Raw genomic sequence first — 20,508 nt, 5'->3', positions numbered from 1 at the left:
AAATGGCTAAACTGACCAAGCGCATGCGCGTGATCCGTGAGAAAGTTGATGCAACTAAACAGTACGACATCAACGAAGCCATTGCTCTGCTGAAAGAGCTGGCCACCGCTAAATTTACCGAAAGCGTAGACGTTGCCGTTAACCTCGGCATCGACGCTCGTAAATCTGACCAGAACGTCCGTGGCGCAACTGTACTGCCGCACGGTACTGGCCGTTCCGTTCGCGTAGCCGTATTTACCCAAGGCGCAAACGCTGAAGCTGCTAAAGCTGCAGGCGCTGAGCTGGTAGGTATGGAAGATCTGGCTGAGCAGATCAAAAAAGGCGAAATGAACTTTGACGTTGTTATTGCTTCCCCGGATGCAATGCGCGTTGTTGGCCAGCTGGGCCAGGTTCTGGGTCCGCGTGGCCTGATGCCGAACCCGAAAGTAGGTACCGTAACTCCGAACGTTGCTGAAGCGGTTAAAAACGCGAAAGCAGGCCAGGTTCGTTACCGTAACGACAAAAACGGCATCATCCACACCACCATCGGTAAAGTGGACTTTGACGCTGACAAACTGAAAGAAAACCTGGAAGCTCTGCTGGTTGCGCTGAAAAAAGCAAAACCGACTCAGGCGAAAGGCGTGTACATCAAGAAAGTTAGCATCTCCACCACTATGGGTGCAGGTGTTGCAGTAGATCAGGCTGGCCTGAACGCTTCTGCAAACTAATGCCTTTACGTGGGCGGTGATTTTGTCTACAATCTTACCCCCACGATTCTGTCAATAAGACAGACGCTATGCGAGTCATTTGAATTGCAGCAAGGCAGCAATCGAGTGAATCACCGGGAGTGTAGTTAACTACATGACCGGTGTGAACGAGAGCAGCTAACGCCGCTGCGGTTCGAAGGACGAAGTCATAGGAAGAATTTGTTCGTTGGAGCCTGGCCTATCCAGGCCTCCGTCGAAGACCGCAGGTGTTTCGCAAGAAACTTAATCCCCTGCGTAGACGGTGACAGAACGCTAAGATTATTTTTGGATATTCTGGCTTGTTTCTGCTCACCGTATTTAGACGCTCTTTTCGTTGAATTGAGTGAAGTGAGTTCCAGAGCATAGGCTCTGGCAAACATCCAGGAGCAAAGCTAATGGCTTTAAATCTTCAAGACAAACAAGCGATTGTTGCTGAAGTCAGCGAAGTAGCCAAAGGCGCGCTGTCTGCAGTAGTTGCGGATTCCCGTGGCGTAACTGTAGATAAAATGACTGAACTGCGTAAAGCAGGTCGTGAAGCTGGCGTATACATGCGTGTTGTTCGTAACACCCTGCTGCGCCGCGTCGTTGAAGGTACTCAGTTCGAGTGCCTGAAAGACACGTTTGTTGGTCCGACCCTGATTGCATACTCTATGGAACACCCGGGCGCTGCTGCTCGTCTGTTCAAAGAGTTCGCGAAAGCGAATGCAAAATTTGAGGTCAAAGCCGCTGCCTTTGAAGGTGAGCTGATCCCGGCGTCGCAGATCGACCGCCTGGCAACTCTGCCGACCTACGAAGAAGCAATTGCACGCCTGATGGCAACCATGAAAGAAGCTTCGGCTGGCAAACTGGTTCGTACTCTGGCTGCTGTACGCGATGCGAAAGAAGCTGCTTAATCGCAGTTATCTTTGTAAAGCATTCGCTTACGTATAAACTTATTCTGATATTCAGGAACAATTTAAATGTCTATCACTAAAGATCAAATCATTGAAGCAGTATCCGCTATGTCCGTAATGGACGTTGTTGAGCTGATCTCTGCAATGGAAGAAAAATTCGGTGTTTCCGCTGCTGCTGCTGTAGCTGTAGCTGCTGGCCCGGTTGAAGCTGCTGAAGAAAAAACTGAATTCGACGTAATTCTGAAAGCTGCTGGCGCTAACAAAGTTGCTGTTATCAAAGCAGTACGTGGCGCAACTGGCCTGGGTCTGAAAGAAGCTAAAGACCTGGTAGAATCTGCTCCGGCTGCACTGAAAGAAGGCATCAGCAAAGACGACGCTGAAGCTCTGAAAAAATCTCTGGAAGAAGCTGGCGCTGAAGTTGAAGTTAAATAAGCCAACCCTTCCGGTTGCAGCCTGAGAAATCAGGCTGAGGCTGGTGACTTTTTGGTCACCAGCCTTTTTGCGCTGTAAGGCGCCAGTAGCGTTTCACGCTGTTTGACTACTGGTTTGCCTCTCAATGCTTGTTTCTATCGACGACTTAATATACTGCGACAGGTTAGGGTTCCTGGGCTGTGTAAATCGCAATGAAATGGTTTAAGCGTGATAGCAACAGGCATTGCGGAAAGTGTTCCATTTTCCGGTCAACAAAATAGTGTTGCATAAAAAACTGCCCTCTGCGGGCAGATGGGTCGACTTGTCAGCGAGCTGAGGAACCCTATGGTTTACTCCTATACCGAGAAAAAACGTATTCGTAAGGATTTTGGTAAACGTCCACAAGTTCTGGATGTGCCATATCTCCTTTCTATCCAGCTTGACTCGTTCCAGAAGTTTATCGAGCAAGATCCTGAAGGGCAGTATGGTCTGGAAGCTGCTTTCCGTTCCGTATTCCCGATTCAGAGCTACAGCGGTAATTCCGAGCTGCAATACGTCAGCTACCGTCTGGGCGAACCGGTTTTTGACGTTAAAGAATGTCAGATCCGTGGCGTGACTTATTCTGCACCGCTGCGCGTAAAACTGCGTCTGGTGATCTACGAGCGCGAAGCGCCAGAAGGCACCGTCAAAGACATTAAAGAACAAGAAGTCTACATGGGCGAAATTCCGCTCATGACCGACAACGGTACCTTTGTTATCAACGGTACCGAGCGTGTTATCGTTTCTCAGCTGCACCGTAGCCCGGGCGTCTTCTTTGACAGTGACAAAGGTAAGACCCACTCCTCCGGTAAGGTTCTGTATAACGCACGTATCATCCCTTACCGCGGTTCCTGGCTGGACTTCGAATTCGACCCGAAAGACAACCTGTTCGTTCGTATCGACCGTCGTCGTAAGCTGCCGGCTACCATCATCCTGCGCGCGCTGAATTACACCACTGAGCAGATCCTTGACCTGTTCTTCGAAAAAGTGGTCTTTGAAATTCGCGACAACAAGCTGCAGATGGAGCTGATTCCGGAGCGTCTGCGCGGTGAAACTGCCTCCTTCGATATCGAAGCCAACGGCAAAGTGTACGTTGAGAAAGGCCGTCGCATCACGGCTCGTCATATCCGTCAGCTGGAAAAAGACGATATCAAGCATATCGAAGTGCCAGTTGAATATATCGCGGGCAAAGTGGCGGCTAAAGACTATATCGATGAAGCGACTGGCGAACTGATCTGCCCGGCGAACATGGAGCTGAGCCTGGATCTGCTGGCTAAGCTGAGCCAGTCTGGCCACAAGCGTATCGAAACGCTGTTCACCAACGATCTGGACCACGGCCCGTACATCTCTGAAACGGTACGCGTCGACCCGACTAACGATCGTCTGAGCGCGCTGGTAGAAATCTACCGCATGATGCGCCCTGGCGAGCCGCCGACTCGTGAAGCCGCTGAAAGTCTGTTTGAGAACCTGTTCTTCTCAGAAGACCGCTACGATCTGTCCGCGGTTGGTCGTATGAAGTTCAACCGTTCTCTGCTGCGCGACGAAATCGAAGGTTCCGGTATCCTGAGCAAAGACGACATCATCGAAGTGATGAAGAAGCTCATCGATATCCGTAACGGTAAAGGCGAAGTGGACGATATCGACCACCTCGGCAACCGTCGTATCCGTTCCGTTGGCGAAATGGCGGAAAACCAGTTCCGCGTTGGCCTGGTACGTGTAGAGCGTGCGGTGAAAGAGCGTCTGTCTCTTGGCGATCTGGATACCCTGATGCCTCAGGATATGATCAACGCCAAGCCGATTTCCGCAGCAGTGAAAGAGTTCTTTGGTTCTAGCCAGCTGTCTCAGTTTATGGACCAGAACAACCCGCTGTCTGAGATTACGCACAAACGTCGTATCTCCGCACTCGGCCCAGGCGGTCTGACCCGTGAGCGCGCAGGCTTCGAAGTTCGAGACGTACACCCGACCCACTACGGTCGCGTATGTCCGATCGAAACGCCTGAAGGTCCGAACATCGGTCTGATTAACTCCCTGTCCGTGTACGCGCAGACCAACGAATATGGCTTCCTTGAGACGCCGTATCGTAAAGTGACCGACGGTGTGGTTACTGACGAAATTCACTACCTGTCTGCTATCGAAGAAGGCAACTACGTTATCGCTCAGGCGAACTCCAACCTGGATGAAAACGGCCACTTCGTAGAAGATCTGGTTACCTGCCGTAGCAAAGGCGAATCCAGCTTGTTCAGCCGCGACCAGGTTGACTACATGGACGTATCCACCCAGCAGGTGGTATCCGTCGGTGCGTCCCTGATCCCGTTCCTGGAACACGATGACGCCAACCGTGCATTGATGGGTGCGAACATGCAACGTCAGGCGGTTCCGACTCTGCGCGCTGATAAGCCGCTGGTTGGTACCGGTATGGAACGTGCTGTTGCCGTTGACTCCGGTGTTACTGCCGTGGCTAAACGTGGCGGTACCGTTCAGTACGTGGATGCTTCCCGTATCGTTATCAAAGTTAACGAAGACGAGATGTACCCGGGCGAAGCAGGTATCGACATCTATAACCTGACCAAGTACACCCGTTCTAACCAGAACACCTGCATCAACCAGATGCCTTGCGTGTCCCTGGGCGAACCTATTGAGCGCGGCGACGTGCTGGCAGACGGCCCGTCCACCGACCTCGGTGAGCTGGCGCTGGGTCAGAACATGCGTGTAGCGTTCATGCCGTGGAACGGTTACAACTTCGAAGACTCCATCCTCGTTTCCGAGCGTGTTGTCCAGGAAGACCGTTTCACCACTATCCACATTCAGGAACTGGCGTGCGTGTCCCGTGACACCAAGCTGGGGCCGGAAGAGATCACCGCTGACATCCCGAACGTGGGTGAAGCTGCGCTCTCCAAACTGGATGAATCCGGTATCGTTTATATCGGTGCGGAAGTGACCGGCGGCGACATTCTGGTTGGTAAGGTAACGCCGAAAGGTGAAACCCAGCTGACGCCGGAAGAGAAACTGCTGCGCGCGATCTTCGGTGAGAAAGCGTCTGATGTTAAAGACTCTTCTCTGCGCGTACCGAACGGTGTCTCTGGTACCGTTATCGACGTTCAGGTCTTTACCCGTGACGGCGTAGAAAAAGACAAACGTGCTCTGGAAATCGAAGAGATGCAGCTGAAGCAGGCCAAAAAAGACCTGTCTGAAGAACTGCAGATCCTCGAAGCCGGTCTGTTCAGTCGTATCTACGCGGTGCTGGTCTCCGGTGGCGTTGAAGCTGAGAAGCTCGACAAGCTGCCTCGCGATCGCTGGCTGGAACTGGGCCTGACCGACGAAGAGAAACAAAATCAGCTGGAACAGCTGGCTGAGCAGTATGACGAACTGAAACACGAGTTCGAGAAAAAACTCGAAGCGAAACGCCGTAAAATCACCCAAGGCGACGATCTGGCACCGGGCGTGCTGAAGATTGTTAAGGTATATCTGGCCGTTAAACGCCGTATCCAGCCTGGTGATAAGATGGCAGGTCGTCACGGTAACAAGGGTGTTATCTCTAAGATCAACCCGATCGAAGATATGCCGCACGATGCTAACGGTACGCCGGTAGATATCGTACTGAACCCGCTGGGCGTACCGTCTCGTATGAACATCGGTCAGATCCTTGAAACTCACCTGGGTATGGCTGCAAAAGGCATCGGCGATAAGATCAACGCCATGCTGAAACAGCAGCAGGAAGTCGCGAAACTGCGCGAATTCATCCAGCGTGCTTACGATCTGGGCGCTGACGTTCGCCAGAAAGTTGACCTGAATACCTTCAGCGATGAAGAAGTTCTGCGTCTGGCTGAAAACCTGCGTAAAGGCATGCCGATCGCAACGCCGGTATTCGACGGTGCGAAAGAAGCTGAAATCAAAGAGCTGCTGCAGCTGGGCGACCTGCCGACTTCCGGTCAGATCACCCTGTTTGATGGCCGCACCGGTGAACAGTTCGAACGTCCGGTAACCGTGGGTTACATGTACATGCTGAAACTGAACCACCTGGTCGACGACAAAATGCACGCTCGTTCCACCGGTTCTTACAGCCTGGTTACTCAGCAGCCGCTGGGTGGTAAGGCGCAGTTCGGTGGTCAGCGCTTCGGTGAGATGGAAGTGTGGGCGCTGGAAGCATACGGCGCGGCCTACACCCTGCAGGAAATGCTCACCGTTAAGTCTGATGACGTGAACGGTCGTACCAAGATGTATAAAAACATCGTGGACGGCAATCACCAGATGGAACCGGGCATGCCGGAATCCTTCAACGTACTGTTGAAAGAAATTCGCTCGCTGGGCATCAACATCGAACTGGAAGACGAGTAATTCTCGCTCAAACAGGTCACTGCTGCCGGGTTAACGCCCGGCAGCGGAATGTGCTAACTCCGACGGGAGCAAATCCGTGAAAGACTTATTAAAGTTTCTGAAAGCGCAAACTAAAACCGAAGAGTTTGATGCGATCAAAATTGCTCTGGCTTCGCCAGACATGATCCGTTCATGGTCTTTCGGTGAAGTTAAAAAGCCGGAAACCATTAACTACCGTACGTTCAAGCCTGAGCGTGACGGCCTTTTCTGCGCCCGTATCTTTGGGCCGGTAAAAGATTATGAGTGCCTGTGCGGTAAGTACAAGCGCCTGAAACACCGCGGTGTGATCTGTGAGAAGTGCGGCGTTGAAGTGACCCAGACTAAAGTGCGTCGTGAGCGCATGGGCCACATCGAGCTGGCATGTCCGACTGCGCACATCTGGTTCCTGAAATCCCTGCCGTCCCGTATCGGTCTGCTGCTGGATATGCCGCTGCGCGATATCGAACGTGTACTGTACTTTGAATCCTATGTGGTTATCGAAGGTGGCATGACCAACCTCGAACGCAACCAGATTCTGACGGAAGAACAGTACCTGGACGCGCTGGAAGAGTTCGGTGACGAATTCGACGCGAAAATGGGCGCGGAAGCGATCCAGGCGCTGCTGCGCAATATGGATCTGGAGCAGGAATGCGAGCAGCTGCGTGAAGAGCTGAACGAAACCAACTCCGAAACCAAGCGTAAAAAGCTGACCAAGCGCATTAAGCTGCTGGAAGCTTTCGTTCAGTCTGGCAACAAGCCGGAGTGGATGATCCTGACCGTTCTGCCGGTATTGCCGCCAGATCTGCGTCCGCTGGTTCCGCTGGACGGTGGTCGTTTCGCGACGTCTGACCTCAACGATCTGTATCGTCGCGTGATCAACCGTAACAACCGTCTGAAACGTCTGCTGGATCTGGCTGCGCCGGATATCATCGTACGCAACGAAAAACGTATGCTGCAGGAAGCGGTTGACGCCCTGCTGGATAACGGTCGTCGCGGTCGTGCGATCACCGGTTCTAACAAACGTCCTCTGAAATCTTTGGCCGATATGATCAAAGGTAAACAGGGTCGTTTCCGCCAGAACCTGCTCGGTAAACGCGTTGACTACTCCGGTCGTTCTGTTATCACCGTAGGTCCATACCTGCGTCTGCATCAGTGCGGTCTGCCGAAGAAAATGGCGCTGGAGCTGTTCAAACCGTTCATCTACGGCAAGCTGGAACTGCGTGGCCTGGCCACCACCATCAAAGCCGCTAAGAAGATGGTTGAGCGCGAAGAAGCTGTCGTTTGGGATATCCTGGACGAAGTTATCCGCGAACACCCGGTCCTGCTGAACCGTGCGCCAACCCTGCACCGTCTGGGTATTCAGGCATTCGAACCGGTTCTGATCGAAGGTAAAGCCATCCAGCTGCACCCGCTGGTTTGTGCGGCATACAACGCCGACTTCGATGGTGACCAGATGGCTGTTCACGTACCGCTGACGCTGGAAGCCCAGCTGGAAGCGCGTGCGCTGATGATGTCTACCAACAACATCCTGTCCCCGGCGAACGGCGAACCAATCATCGTTCCGTCTCAGGACGTTGTACTGGGTCTGTACTACATGACCCGTGACAGTGTTAACGCCAAAGGCGAAGGCATGGTGCTGACTGGCCCGAAAGAAGCTGAGCGTATTTATCGCGCCGGCCTGGCCTCTCTGCATGCGCGCGTTAAAGTGCGTATCACTGAATACGAAAAAGACGACAATGGTGAGTTTGTCGCGAAAACCAGCCTGAAAGACACGACCGTTGGCCGTGCCATTCTGTGGATGATCGTACCGAAAGGTCTGCCGTTCTCTATCGTGAACCAGGCGCTTGGTAAGAAAGCGATCTCCAAGATGCTGAACACCTGTTACCGTATTCTGGGTCTGAAACCGACCGTTATTTTTGCGGACCAGACGATGTACACCGGCTTTGCTTACGCAGCGCGTTCAGGTGCATCCGTTGGTATCGATGACATGGTCATCCCGGAGAAAAAATACGAAATCATCAGCGAAGCGGAAGCGGAAGTTGCTGAGATTCAGGAACAGTTCCAGTCCGGTCTGGTGACCGCGGGCGAACGCTACAACAAAGTTATCGATATCTGGGCTGCGGCGAACGATCGTGTATCCAAAGCGATGATGGATAACCTGCAAACCGAAACCGTGATTAACCGTGACGGTCAGGAAGAGCAGCAGGTTTCCTTCAACAGCATCTACATGATGGCCGACTCCGGTGCGCGTGGTTCTGCGGCACAGATTCGTCAGCTGGCTGGTATGCGTGGTCTGATGGCGAAGCCGGATGGCTCCATCATCGAAACGCCGATCACCGCGAACTTCCGTGAAGGTCTGAACGTACTCCAGTACTTCATCTCCACCCACGGTGCTCGTAAAGGTCTGGCGGATACCGCACTGAAAACAGCGAACTCCGGTTACCTGACTCGTCGTCTGGTTGACGTTGCGCAGGACCTGGTCGTCACTGAAGACGACTGCGGCACCCTGGAAGGCATCACCATGACGCCGGTTATCGAAGGTGGCGACGTTAAAGAGCCGCTGCGCGATCGCGTACTGGGTCGTGTGACTGCGGAAGATGTTCTGAAGCCGGGTACCGCGGATATTCTGGTTCCACGCAACACGCTGCTGCATGAGCACTGGTGTGACCTGCTGGAAGCGAACTCCGTTGACTCCGTCAAAGTGCGTTCCGTTGTATCCTGTGACACCGACTTTGGCGTCTGCGCGCACTGCTATGGTCGTGACCTGGCGCGTGGCCACCTCATCAACAAAGGTGAGGCTATCGGCGTTATCGCGGCACAGTCCATCGGTGAGCCGGGTACACAGCTGACGATGCGTACGTTCCACATCGGTGGTGCGGCATCTCGTGCGGCTGCTGAATCCAGCATCCAGGTGAAAAACAAAGGTAGCATCAAGCTCAGCAACGCGAAGTCGGTTGTGAACTCCAGTGGTAAGCTGGTTATCACTTCCCGTAATACCGAGCTGAAGCTGATCGACGAATTCGGTCGTACCAAAGAGAGCTATAAAGTACCTTACGGTGCGGTTATGGCGAAAGGCGACGGTGAGCAGGTTGCCGGCGGTGAAACCGTCGCAAACTGGGATCCGCACACCATGCCGGTTATCACCGAAGTTAGCGGTTTCATCCGTTTCACTGACATGATCGACGGCCAGACCATTACTCGTCAGACTGACGAGCTGACCGGTCTGTCTTCGCTGGTGGTTCTGGACTCTGCAGAACGTACCGCAGGTGGTAAAGATCTGCGTCCAGCACTGAAAATTGTTGATGCTCAGGGCAACGACGTTCTGATCCCAGGCACTGATATGCCTGCTCAGTACTTCCTGCCGGGTAAAGCGATTGTTCAGCTGGAAGATGGCGTACAGATCAGCTCGGGTGACACCCTGGCGCGTATTCCGCAGGAATCCGGCGGTACCAAGGATATCACCGGTGGTCTGCCGCGCGTTGCGGACCTGTTCGAAGCACGTCGTCCGAAAGAGCCGGCTATCCTGGCTGAAATCAGCGGTATCATTTCCTTCGGTAAAGAAACCAAAGGGAAACGTCGCCTGGTTATCACCCCGGTAGACGGTAGCGAGCCGTACGAAGAGATGATCCCGAAATGGCGTCAGCTCAACGTGTTCGAAGGTGAACGTGTGGAACGTGGTGATGTGGTTTCCGACGGTCCGGAAGCACCGCACGACATTCTGCGTCTGCGTGGCGTACATGCTGTGACCCGTTACATTGTTAACGAAGTCCAGGACGTATACCGTCTGCAGGGCGTTAAGATTAACGATAAGCACATCGAAGTTATCGTTCGTCAGATGCTGCGTAAAGCCACCATCGAAAGCGCAGGCAGCTCCGACTTCCTCGAAGGCGAGCAGGTGGAATACTCCCGCGTCAAGATCGCGAACCGCGAACTGGAAGCGAACGGCAAAGTGGGCGCAACGTTCTCCCGCGATCTGCTGGGTATCACCAAAGCGTCTCTGGCCACCGAGTCCTTCATCTCCGCGGCATCGTTCCAGGAGACCACTCGCGTGCTGACCGAAGCAGCCGTTGCGGGCAAACGCGACGAACTGCGCGGTCTGAAAGAGAACGTCATCGTGGGTCGTCTGATCCCGGCCGGTACCGGTTATGCGTATCACCAGGATCGTATGCGCCGTCGCGCTGCTGGCGAGCTGCCGGCGGCACCGCAGGTGAGTGTGGAAGAAGCGTCTGCCAACCTGGCAGAGCTGCTGAACGCAGGTCTGGGCGGTTCTGACAACGATTAATCGTTGATGCACTGCTAAAAAGCCGGTCAGGTTTCCTGACCGGCTTTTTTTATTGTCTATTTTCCGCCGCTTTCCCGGCCCTTAATTACATTTACGACATATTAAATCTTCATTTTCTTAGCAATTAATTCATGCAAAATATCTATTAAAAGCCTTTTTCTAAAACCTTTCTTTATGTATGGGTAAAACTTCTACTCATATCAAAAAATAATCAATTCAAAGGGTATATATTCAAAATACCTGATGAATCATGGGATTACTTCTGTTGCTGTATCTTCGGCGCGACGGCGCTGGAGAGGGATAGCCGCATCTCATGCTTCTCCCGGTCAGGCGCAGAAATAATCCCGACAGGCAGGTAGGGATCATTTTTAGATCTGAGTGGACAGGCTCTGGGGGCTGCATGGAATTCGCGATACAACTCATTATTATATTAATTTGTCTGTTTTATGGTGCCCGAAAAGGGGGTATTGCGCTGGGGCTGCTGGGCGGCATCGGTTTGGTGATCCTCGTATTTGTTTTTCATCTCCAGCCGGGCAAACCGCCGGTTGATGTGATGCTGGTGATCATTGCAGTGGTAGCCGCCTCGGCGACCCTGCAGGCGTCCGGCGGTTTAGACGTGATGCTGCAGATTGCCGAGAAGCTGCTGCGGCGTAACCCGAAATATGTTTCTATCGTGGCGCCTTTCGTCACCTGCACGCTGACCATCCTCTGCGGTACCGGCCACGTGGTGTATACCATCCTGCCGATTATCTACGATGTGGCGATTAAGAATAACATTCGTCCGGAGCGTCCGATGGCCGCCAGCTCCATTGGCGCTCAGATGGGGATCATCGCCAGCCCGGTCTCGGTGGCGGTGGTATCGCTGGTGGCGATGCTGGGAAATTTTACCTTTAACGGGAAACACCTGGAGTTTCTCGATCTGCTGGCGATAACCATTCCGTCCACGCTGCTGGGTATTTTAGCCATCGGTATCTTCAGCTGGTTCCGCGGCAAAGACCTGGATCAGGACGAAGCCTTCCAGGCGTTTATTGCGCTACCGGAGAACCGCCATTACGTCTATGGCGATACGGCGACCCTGCTGGACAAAAAGCTGCCGACCAGCAACTGGATAGCAATGTGGATTTTTCTGGCCTCTATCGCCGTGGTGGCGCTGCTTGGCGCTTTTTCTGAACTGCGCCCGGCCTTTGACGGTAAACCACTGTCGATGGTGCTGGTTATCCAGATGTTTATGCTGCTCTCCGGAGCGCTGATCATCATCATTACAAAAACTAACCCGGCATCGATTTCCAAAAATGAGGTCTTTCGTTCGGGAATGATCGCTATCGTCGCGGTGTACGGCATCGCGTGGATGGCGGAGACCATGTTTGGCGCGCACATGACCGAGATTAAAGGCGTGCTTGGTGAAATGGTAAAAGAGTATCCGTGGGCTTATGCCATCGTGCTGCTACTGGTTTCGAAATTTGTGAACTCCCAGGCGGCAGCGCTGGCGGCGATTGTGCCAGTAGCCCTGGCCATCGGCGTCGACCCGGCCTATATCGTGGCTTCTGCGCCGGCCTGCTATGGCTACTATATTCTGCCGACCTACCCAAGCGATCTGGCGGCGATCCAGTTTGATCGCTCAGGGACCACCCATATCGGCCGCTTTGTGATTAACCACAGCTTTATCCTGCCCGGGCTCATCGGCGTCGGCGTCTCCTGCGTGTTTGGCTGGGTATTCGCGGCGATGTACGGCTTTCTGTAAGAAGGACGGGCGCCGGCAGCGACGCCCGTTAAATCCGTGAGATTATTGCGCGAGGGGCAGACGACGATAGAGTTCAATCATGTCGGTCGCCAGATCCTGAATGACCATAGCGTTCATCAGATGGTCCTGGGAATGCACGGTGATCAGGTTGACCGGCAATTTACCGCTGCCTTCATCCATGCCGATAAGCTGGGTCTGAATTTTATGCGCATGTTTGACGAACTCATGGGATTCAGCCATGGCCTGCTCCGCGGCGGCAAAATCGCCTTTTCGCGCCAGCTGTAGCGCCGTCAGCGCCGCGCTACGTGCGGAACCCGCGTTAACCAGCAGCTCCATGATGATCGTTTCTAAATCTTCCATCGATTACTCCAGCATCTTAAGGGCTTTATCCAGAACGGCATCACCTTTCATCATGCCGTAGTCCATCATATCGATCACGGCGACCTTCTTGCCGAACGGGTCGGCCAGCGCCTGCAGCTTCGCCTGCTCATATTTCACCTGCGGGCCGAGCAAAATAATGTCGGCGGCGGCCAGATTATCTTTAAACTCAGCGACCGGTACGGCCTTGATAGAGACCTCAACACCCTTCTTCTGCGCGGCATCTTGCATACGCTGAACCAGCATGCTGGTAGACATACCGGCGGCACAGCACAAAACGATATTCTTCATAGTCAGTGGCCCTTGTGTTCCGTGATGTCTTATCTTTATCGCGGCCCTGTCGATGCGACAACCGCTTTACCGTGATTGTGTGTAAGGCATCACACAATAATTGAAACCGGTTTCATTTTTTCCGGAAAAAATAAAAAAGCCCACCGAAGTGGGCGGTGGCGGCGCTGAAGTCTTACGCGCGCAGGATACGGTTTTTACCCTGCTGTTTGGCTTTGTACAGCGCTTCATCGACGCTCACCACCAGCTTATCCAGTGGCTCCATATTCCATTCCCCAAGTCCGGCGCTGAAGGTGACCGTCAGGCCATCTTCGCGCCAGGTGCGTCGTTCGACGTTTATCCGCCATGTTTCCAGCAGCGTGCGGGCGTTATCGATATGTTCGGCAGGAAAGACCACCGCGAACTCTTCACCGCCGTAGCGATAGAGGGATATCTCCAGCGGCTGGAGGACCTGCAGCCCTTCGCGAGCGACGTTACGCAGGACGATATCGCCATTGAGGTGGCCCCAGGTGTCGTTGATCGATTTAAAGTTATCGATATCGACCAGCGCGAGGGCGAATGGTTGGTGATCGTTCATCAGGGCGGCAATATCGCTGTCGAAGGCGCGGCGGTTTTTGCAGCCGGTGAGAGCGTCGATGGTCGCCTGGCGGACGTAGGACAGTTCGCGCTGTTTATTGGTTTCAATCGCTTTACTCAGCATCGCCTCAAGGCGCGGGGCGCGTTTGACGTCACCGGTTTTAATCGCATTGATGATATTCATCAGCACGGTACGGGAAGCATGACGCAGATAAAGACCGAACAGGATAATAATGATCGCTGCGAGAGTGAAACCGCCGATCACTAAATTGGTCTCATGACGTGTCAGATTGACCAGGGTGGCGTTATCGACACGGAAAATCACAAACCAGTCGGGATTGGTAAAGGAGTAATAGTAATACCAGGTGTCGCTCCCGGGATCGTAAAGCTGCCCCTCTCCGCTGGTCATTTTATCCATCAGCTCGTCCCTGACGAAGGGTTTAAACAGCGCGCCCGGGTCGGAGTGCAGGACCACTTTGCCATCCCGTTGCACCACAAAAAATTCCCCCTGTACGGGGGCCACCATCTGGCGCAGCGCGAACCCCATGGAGGTGAGATCGAGATGAAAGGCCAGGCTGCCCTTGAGTTTCCCTTCCGGGGTAATGATGGGTTTGAAAATGGTAATCGTCGGATGGTGGGTGAAATAATCCATATACGGACTGGTGTAGTGGCTGAAGGTGCTGGCTTCCGCCTGTTTGATAAACCAGGGCCGCGTTTTGGGATCGAAAGCCCGGCTGTCTTCGTTTTCCAGCACCTCCGGGGCGCGCAGATAGTGGCCCTCGGTATCCGCCAGCGAGATGGATGAGACGCTTGGCATCATGTTCTGTAACTGCATCAGCGTGGTTAACCCTTTCTCCGGCTCCACATTGACTGCGCGATTCAGTTCGTCATTGCGGGCAAAGAAGGCGGCTGCGCGCCCGAGGATAAAATCATTTTCCCGCAGCAGGGTTTCCGTATAGTTGATCGCCAGGTTATGGGTAAAATTGCGGTTAATATCGTGATAATCTTCGAGAAAATCTTTCTGTTGCGCCAGAGTCACAAAAATAGCGATCAGCATAAAACTGAGCAAAATACCGGCAAACCCCACGACGATCGGCGTCGTAAAAGAGAGCTTTCTGTTGTGTAGAGCCATGAATCGTTAATCGTCCCGGATGTATAAACCATGGGTCCGAACGCAGGTTGCGTCTGGGACGCCTGCCGATCGAATCAGTTCACTATTGCTCAATTATAACTCTGAGGCCTTCATGTATCGTGATTTATATTCGGCGATAATGTGCAGGCCTCTGCTCAGCGCGGAGAGGCAGGGCGAAAATGAGGAAGAAAAGGTTCGCCCTGGTCAGCGTCCGCTGCTGACCCGGGCAGAATAGAAAAACGGCGTCGGGCGGGCCAGCCTCCGTTTTTCATCTCTCGTGCAGGCGCGCAAAATTATCAGGCGTTTACACTGTACATCATGAGGTTTGCGAAGCGCGTCCCAGCCAGCTATCCCAGTCTTTCCATACCGGCTGCAGGCCGCGGGCGGCCAGCGCGCTGGCGACCACTTCAGGGCGGCGATCGTCGTGCGGGGCAAATTGCTCGAGCTCCGGATGATCGTCGGCGTAGCCGCCGGGCTGGGTTTTAGAGAAGGCGCTGACGTTATTGATCGCCAGCGGGATCACCCGGTCGCGGAACCAGGGTGATTCGCGGGTGGATAGCGACAGCTCAACCTCTGGCGCCAGCAGGCGGAAGGCGCAGATAGTTTGCACCAGCTGGCGCTCATCCATCAGCGAAGCCGGTTCAATACCGCCGGCGCAGGGACGCAGGCGCGGGAAGGAGACCGAATAGCGGCTGCGCCAGTAGCGCTGCTGCAGCCACAGCAGGTGCTCAGCGACTATAAAGCAGTCCACTCGCCAGCTGTCGGAAAGGCCGATGAGCGCGCCAAGGCCGATCTTATCGATCCCCGCCGCGCCTAAGCGATCCGGCGTATCCAGCCGCCAGAAGAAATCCTGCTTTTTTCCTTTCAGATGGTGTTGGGCGTACATGCTTTCATGATAGGTCTCCTGATAGACCATCACCCCGTCGAGCCCCAGGGTTTTCAGCTCGGCATACTCTTCAGTCGCCAGCGGCTGCACCTCCATATGCAGCGAGGCAAACTGGCTGCGGATAGCCGGTAGGTGCTGACGGAAATAATCCATTCCCACCTTACCCTGATGTTCGCCGGTCACCAGCAGCAGATGCTCAAAGCCCAGGTTGCGGATCGCGGCGCACTCGCGGGCAATCTCGGCGGCATCCAGCGTCTTGCGCTTAATGCGGTTGCTCATCGAGAAGCCGCAGTAGGTGCAGTCGTTAGCGCACAGGTTGGAGAGATACAGCGGCACGTAGAAGCTGACGGTATTGCCGAAGCGCTGCCGGGTGAGGCGCTGCGCGCGCTGGGCCAGCGGTTCAAGGTAATTGGCCGCGGCAGGCGAGAGCAGGGCCATCATATCATCGCGGGTGAGCTGTTTGGCCGCCAGCGCCCGTTCGACGTCGGCGGCGGTTTTGCTGTTGATGCGCAGGCGGATATCGTCCCACTCCAGCTGCCGCCAGCGATCGCTAAAGGTTTTCATGCCAGCGCCTCCAGGAATCCGGTGAGCGGGCTGGTGGCCTGCGCCTGCGTACTGCGTGCCCCCGGTCCGGCCTGACGCGCCAGTAATCCGGCATCGATCGCCATACGGAAGGCGCGGGCCATGGCCACGGGGTCGTCGGCGACGGCAATGGCGGTATTGACCAGCACCGCGTCCGCGCCCATCTCCAGCGCCTGCGCCGCATGGCTCGGGACGCCGATCCCGGCGTCGACCACCACCGGGACCGTCGCCTGCTCGATAATAATCTCCAGCATGGCTTTGGTTTCCAGCCCCTGATTGGAGCCGATCGGCGCACCCAGCGGCATCACCGCCGCGCAGCCTACCTCTTCCAGTCGTTTACACAGCACCGGATCGGCGCCGCAGTAGGGCAGCACCACGAACCCTTCGCGGACCAGCAGCTCCGCCGCTTTCAGGGTTTCAATCGGGTCGGGCAGCAGCCAGCGGGCGTCCGGGTGGATCTCCAGCTTCAGCCAGTGGGTACCCAGGGCTTCCCGCGCCAGGCGGGCGGCAAACACCGCCTCTTCCGCCGTCTTGGCGCCTGAGGTATTCGGCAGCAGGCTGACTCCCGCCGCCAGCAGCGGGGCGAGGATGGCGTCATTGCGCTGGCGTAAATCGACGCGCTTCATCGCCAGGGTTACCAGCTGGCTGCCCGAGGCGCGAATCGCCTCGACCATTACCTCCGGGGCGGCGAATTTGCCGGTACCGGTGAAAAGATGGGATTCAAACGTTTTGTCTGCAATACGTAACATGTCAGCCTCCAGCGATAACCTGAAAAAGCAGGACCCGATCGCCTTCCTGCAAGAGATGATCTTCCCACCGGTCGCGCGGCAGGATGTGTTGATTGAGCGCCAGCGCAACGCCAGGCTGCTGCTGTTCGAGCTGGGTCAGCAGGGCGCTGACGCTGAGATTGTCGGCGCACGCCAGCGGCTCGTCGTTAAACCAGATCTGCATGCCGCCCTCCGCACACCGGGCAGCTCCGGGAACGCTGTAGCGCAAGGGCGCGCCAGTTGCTGGTGCGGGCGTCGAACAGCCGCAGGGTGTTGCGCGGCGTCGCCATGCCGCTGAGCAGCTTAATCGTCTCCAGCGCCTGCAGGGTGCCCATCATGCCGACCACCGGGCCGACGATCCCCGCGGTGCGGCAGTTGCGCTGCGGTTCATCGCTTTCCGGCCACAGGCAGCGATAGCAGCCCTGCGTCCAGGGCGGGGTGAGCACCATCAGCTGACCGCCGAAGCCCACGGCGCTGGCGGTCACTAACGGGGTATCGAGGGCCACACAGGCGGCATTGATCGCCTGGCGGGTGACCATATTATCGGTACAGTCCAGCACCACGTCCGCTTTCGCCACTTCGGCGCGGAGCGCCTCGCCGCTTAAGCGCTGCTGGAGCGCCACCAGTTTGATCTGCGGGTTTAGCTGGCTGAGCCGGGTCTGTGCCGCTGCGGCTTTTGGCCGATCGATATCCGCGCTGGTGAACAAGATCTGCCGTTGCAGGTTGCTGAGATGCACCGCGTCGTCATCGGCCAGGGTGAGCGTCCCGACGCCAGCCCCGGCCAGATAGAGCGCCGCCGGGGAGCCCAGCCCGCCAAGGCCGATAATCAGCACTCGACTGGCTAACAGCTTCTGCTGCCCTTCGATGGCAATATCCTCCAGCAGCAGCTGGCGGCTATAGCGCATAAAGTCGTGATCATTCATCGCCCGCTCCCGCCAGCGCCAGCAGTTGGTCGGTCGCTGCCCGCCAGTCCGCCGCCTGGGTGATGGCGCTGACCACCGCGATGCTGCCGACGCCGGTCGCCAGTACCCCCGGCGCCTTTTCCAGGCTTATTCCGCCGATCGCCACGGTGGGGTAATCCGCCAGGCGTTGAATATGTCTGGCAAGCTGCTCGAGGCCCTGCGGCGCGGAAGGCATCTGTTTGGTTTGCGTCGGGAAGACGTGACCTAGCGCGATGTAAGAGGGGCGCGCCGCAAGGGCGACATCAATTTCCATATCATCGTGAGTAGAGACGCCAAGACGCAGCCCGGCCTGGCGGATAGCGCTCAGATCGGTGGTTTCCAGATCTTCTTGTCCGAGATGCACGCCATAGGCCTGGTGCTTAATCGCCAGCTGCCAGTAATCGTTAATGAACAGTCGGGCGTGATAGCGGCGACCAAGGGCGATGGCGGCGATCACGTCATCCTCAACTTCGCTGTCGCGCCGGTCTTTGATGCGTAACTGAAGGGTACGTACCCCAGCTTTGAGCAGGCGCTCAATCCACGCCACGCTGTCCACCACCGGGTAGAGTCCGAGACGAAACGGGACGGGTGGAAAATCAGGTTGATACATCAGGCTTCCTCCTGTTTCAGGTAGATTTCGCCGCCGCGGGCGCGGAAGTTATTCGACATATCGGCCATGCCGGCTTCGATACTTTGCTTCGCGGCGTAGTCGCGGACCTCCTGAGTGATTTTCATCGAACAGAATTTCGGCCCGCACATGGAGCAGAAGTGGGCGACTTTGCCGGACTCCTGCGGCAGGGTTTCATCGTGATAGGCCCGCGCGGTGAACGGGTCGAGCGCGAGGTTGAACTGGTCTTCCCAGCGGAATTCAAAACGCGCTTTTGACATCGCGTTGTCGCGGATCTGCGCCCCGGGGTGGCCTTTCGCGAGGTCGGCGGCGTGGGCGGCGATTTTGTAGGTAATCAGCCCCTGTTTGACATCCTCTTTGTTGGGCAGGCCGAGATGCTCTTTCGGCGTGACATAGCACAGCATGGCGCAGCCGAACCAGCCGATCATTGCCGCGCCGATACCGGAGGTGAAATGGTCGTAGCCCGGCGCGATATCAGTGGTGAGCGGCCCCAGGGTGTAGAACGGCGCTTCGTGGCAGTGCTCCAGCTGTTCGGTCATATTGCGGCGGATCATCTGCATCGGCACGTGGCCAGGGCCTTCAATCATCACCTGCACGTCATATTCCCAGGCGATTTTCGTCAGTTCGCCGAGGGTGCGCAGCTCGGAAAACTGCGCCTCATCGTTGGCATCCTGAATGGAGCCGGGGCGCAGGCCATCGCCCAGCGACAGCGACACGTCATAGGCGGCGCAGATTTCGCAGATTTCGCGGAAATGCTGGTAGAGGAAGTTTTCCTGATGATGCGACAGGCACCACTTAGCCATGATTGAGCCGCCGCGCGAGACGATACCGGTCAGGCGCTTCGCCGTCATCGGGACGTAGCGCAACAGTACGCCGGCGTGAATCGTGAAGTAATCGACGCCTTGCTCGGCCTGTTCCAGCAGGGTATCGCGGAAGACTTGCCAGGTGAGATTCTCGGCGATGCCGTTGACCTTCTCCAGCGCCTGGTAAATCGGCACGGTACCAATCGGCACCGGGCTGTTGCGCAGGATCCACTCGCGGGTTTCGTGGATATAGCGGCCGGTGGAGAGGTCCATCACCGTGTCGGCGCCCCAGCGGGTTGACCAGACCAGTTTCTCGACCTCTTCTTCGATGGAAGAGGTCACCGCCGAGTTGCCGATATTGGCATTCACTTTCACCAGGAAGTTGCGGCCGATAATCATCGGTTCAGACTCCGGGTGGTTGATGTTGGCGGGGATGATGGCGCGTCCGGCGGCCACTTCATCGCGAACAAACTCGGGGGTGATGTTTTCCGGAAGGTGGGCGCCGAAGCCTTCACCTGCGTGCTGCTGGCGCAGAACCTCGCTGCGGATACGTTCGCGACCCATGTTTTCGCGAATGGCGATGAACTCCATCTCCGGGGTGACTATCCCCTGGCGGGCGTAGTGCAGCTGGGTAACGCATTTGCCAGCGACGGCGCGTTTGGGCGTCAGCAGGCCGCTGAAGCGCAGCTCATCGAGACCGTCGTCGGCCAGCCGCGCTTTGGTATAGGCCGAGCTGCGTTCGCTGATCGGCGCGCAGTCGTTACGCGCGTCGATCCACGGCTGGCGCAGCTTTGCCAGCCCCTGGCGGACATCAATGCTAATATCCGGGTCGCCATACGGCCCGGAGGTGTCATACACCGGGATCGGTTCGTTGGTTTCGTACCGGGGGTTATCTTTATCGCCGCCGACGAGAGTTGGGCTGAGCTGAATTTCACGCATCGGGACGCGGATATCCGCTTGTGAGCCGTGAACATAGATGCGGCGTGAATTAGGAAAAGCGGTACCCGCCAGCGTATCAATGAATCGCTGCGCGTGCTCGCGTTGTTCCCGACGGGTTAGTTTGGTAGTAGACATAGCGCATTC

At 55.8% G+C, this 20,508-nt stretch carries 15 protein-coding genes; 6 read left to right on the top strand and 9 right to left on the bottom strand.

Annotated features, from left to right (window positions below; genetic code table 11):
* The first annotated feature begins 2 nt into the window (after positions 1-2).
* The 6 genes from rplA (at position 3) to dcuB (ending at position 12,444) form a co-directional block, all read left to right on the top strand.
* Entirely contained in the window at positions 3-707 is a 705-nt protein-coding gene (rplA, locus tag AB1E37_RS24260) for a 50S ribosomal protein L1 (protein WP_002884036.1), read from the top strand.
* A 413-nt stretch (positions 708-1,120) separates the two neighbouring features.
* On the top strand, positions 1,121-1,618 hold the full coding sequence (gene rplJ, locus AB1E37_RS24255) for a 50S ribosomal protein L10 (RefSeq protein WP_001207203.1): 498 nt from the start codon (positions 1,121-1,123) through the stop codon (positions 1,616-1,618).
* A gap of 66 nt (positions 1,619-1,684) precedes the next feature.
* Positions 1,685-2,050, top strand: coding sequence for a 50S ribosomal protein L7/L12 (gene rplL, locus AB1E37_RS24250; protein WP_002884142.1), 366 nt, complete (start codon positions 1,685-1,687; stop codon positions 2,048-2,050).
* Between the two features lie 324 nt (positions 2,051-2,374).
* Positions 2,375-6,403, top strand: coding sequence for a DNA-directed RNA polymerase subunit beta (gene rpoB, locus AB1E37_RS24245; protein WP_004901914.1), 4,029 nt, complete (start codon positions 2,375-2,377; stop codon positions 6,401-6,403).
* A gap of 76 nt (positions 6,404-6,479) precedes the next feature.
* Entirely contained in the window at positions 6,480-10,703 is a 4,224-nt protein-coding gene (gene rpoC, locus AB1E37_RS24240; RefSeq protein ID WP_002884146.1) for a DNA-directed RNA polymerase subunit beta', read from the top strand.
* A 400-nt stretch (positions 10,704-11,103) separates the two neighbouring features.
* Complete coding sequence (dcuB, locus tag AB1E37_RS24235; protein ID WP_002884148.1) at positions 11,104-12,444, top strand: anaerobic C4-dicarboxylate transporter DcuB; 1,341 nt, start codon at positions 11,104-11,106, stop codon at positions 12,442-12,444.
* Positions 12,445-12,486: 42 nt separating this feature from the next.
* Here the strand turns inward: dcuB and AB1E37_RS24230 are convergent, their stop codons facing one another.
* The 9 genes from AB1E37_RS24230 to thiC all read right to left on the bottom strand — a co-directional run bounded on the left by AB1E37_RS24230 (position 12,487) and on the right by thiC (position 20,499).
* Positions 12,487-12,804, bottom strand: coding sequence for a PTS lactose/cellobiose transporter subunit IIA (locus AB1E37_RS24230; protein ID WP_004212847.1), 318 nt, complete (start codon positions 12,802-12,804; stop codon positions 12,487-12,489).
* Positions 12,805-12,807: 3 nt separating this feature from the next.
* Positions 12,808-13,068, bottom strand: a complete 261-nt coding sequence (locus tag AB1E37_RS24225) for a PTS sugar transporter subunit IIB (RefSeq protein ID WP_004198931.1) — start codon at positions 13,066-13,068, stop codon at positions 12,808-12,810.
* Between the two features lie 217 nt (positions 13,069-13,285).
* Positions 13,286-14,818: a sensor domain-containing diguanylate cyclase gene (locus AB1E37_RS24220; protein WP_023283119.1), complete on the bottom strand. Its 1,533-nt coding sequence runs from the start codon at positions 14,816-14,818 to the stop codon at positions 13,286-13,288.
* Between the two features lie 316 nt (positions 14,819-15,134).
* A complete protein-coding gene (thiH, locus tag AB1E37_RS24215; RefSeq protein WP_032448191.1) occupies positions 15,135-16,268 on the bottom strand; it encodes a 2-iminoacetate synthase ThiH in 1,134 nt (377 codons plus the stop codon).
* A complete protein-coding gene (gene thiG, locus AB1E37_RS24210; RefSeq protein WP_004146302.1) occupies positions 16,265-17,035 on the bottom strand; it encodes a thiazole synthase in 771 nt (256 codons plus the stop codon). The genes thiH and thiG overlap by 4 nt, the downstream gene beginning before the upstream one ends.
* A 1-nt stretch (position 17,036) precedes the next feature.
* Positions 17,037-17,237 carry a sulfur carrier protein ThiS gene (thiS, locus tag AB1E37_RS24205; protein ID WP_002884183.1) on the bottom strand — a complete coding sequence of 67 codons (201 nt, stop codon included), beginning with the start codon at positions 17,235-17,237 and terminating at the stop codon, positions 17,037-17,039.
* Entirely contained in the window at positions 17,221-17,976 is a 756-nt protein-coding gene (thiF, locus tag AB1E37_RS24200; protein WP_004177871.1) for a thiazole biosynthesis adenylyltransferase ThiF, read from the bottom strand. The genes thiS and thiF overlap by 17 nt, the downstream gene beginning before the upstream one ends.
* Complete coding sequence (gene thiE / locus AB1E37_RS24195; protein WP_029602890.1) at positions 17,969-18,604, bottom strand: thiamine phosphate synthase; 636 nt, start codon at positions 18,602-18,604, stop codon at positions 17,969-17,971. Before thiE ends, thiF begins: the two co-directional genes overlap by 8 nt.
* Complete coding sequence (gene thiC, locus AB1E37_RS24190; RefSeq protein ID WP_032448192.1) at positions 18,604-20,499, bottom strand: phosphomethylpyrimidine synthase ThiC; 1,896 nt, start codon at positions 20,497-20,499, stop codon at positions 18,604-18,606. Before thiC ends, thiE begins: the two co-directional genes overlap by 1 nt.
* Positions 20,500-20,508 lie beyond the last annotated feature (9 nt).

It is taken from the genome of Klebsiella sp. Shm-1, assembly GCF_040804525.1.
GTDB lineage: Bacteria > Pseudomonadota > Gammaproteobacteria > Enterobacterales > Enterobacteriaceae > Klebsiella > Klebsiella pneumoniae.
This window is presented reverse-complemented; position numbering and strand designations above follow the sequence as displayed.

Coding starts and splice junctions, on each gene's coding strand:
- rpoB (WP_004901914.1), top strand. CDS start 2,375: ATGGTTTACTCCTATACCGAGAAAAAACGTATTCGTAAGGATTTTGGT.
- thiS (WP_002884183.1), bottom strand. CDS start 17,237: ATGCAGATCTGGTTTAACGACGAGCCGCTGGCGTGCGCCGACAATCTC.
- AB1E37_RS24225 (WP_004198931.1), bottom strand. CDS start 13,068: ATGCTGGTTCAGCGTATGCAAGATGCCGCGCAGAAGAAGGGTGTTGAG.
- rplA (WP_002884036.1), top strand. CDS start 3: ATGGCTAAACTGACCAAGCGCATGCGCGTGATCCGTGAGAAAGTTGAT.
- rplJ (WP_001207203.1), top strand. CDS start 1,121: ATGGCTTTAAATCTTCAAGACAAACAAGCGATTGTTGCTGAAGTCAGC.
- thiC (WP_032448192.1), bottom strand. CDS start 20,499: ATGTCTACTACCAAACTAACCCGTCGGGAACAACGCGAGCACGCGCAG.
- thiH (WP_032448191.1), bottom strand. CDS start 16,268: ATGAAAACCTTTAGCGATCGCTGGCGGCAGCTGGAGTGGGACGATATC.
- dcuB (WP_002884148.1), top strand. CDS start 11,104: ATGGAATTCGCGATACAACTCATTATTATATTAATTTGTCTGTTTTAT.
- thiE (WP_029602890.1), bottom strand. CDS start 18,604: ATGTATCAACCTGATTTTCCACCCGTCCCGTTTCGTCTCGGACTCTAC.
- AB1E37_RS24220 (WP_023283119.1), bottom strand. CDS start 14,818: ATGGCTCTACACAACAGAAAGCTCTCTTTTACGACGCCGATCGTCGTG.
- AB1E37_RS24230 (WP_004212847.1), bottom strand. CDS start 12,804: ATGGAAGATTTAGAAACGATCATCATGGAGCTGCTGGTTAACGCGGGT.
- rplL (WP_002884142.1), top strand. CDS start 1,685: ATGTCTATCACTAAAGATCAAATCATTGAAGCAGTATCCGCTATGTCC.
- thiG (WP_004146302.1), bottom strand. CDS start 17,035: ATGTTACGTATTGCAGACAAAACGTTTGAATCCCATCTTTTCACCGGT.
- thiF (WP_004177871.1), bottom strand. CDS start 17,976: ATGAATGATCACGACTTTATGCGCTATAGCCGCCAGCTGCTGCTGGAG.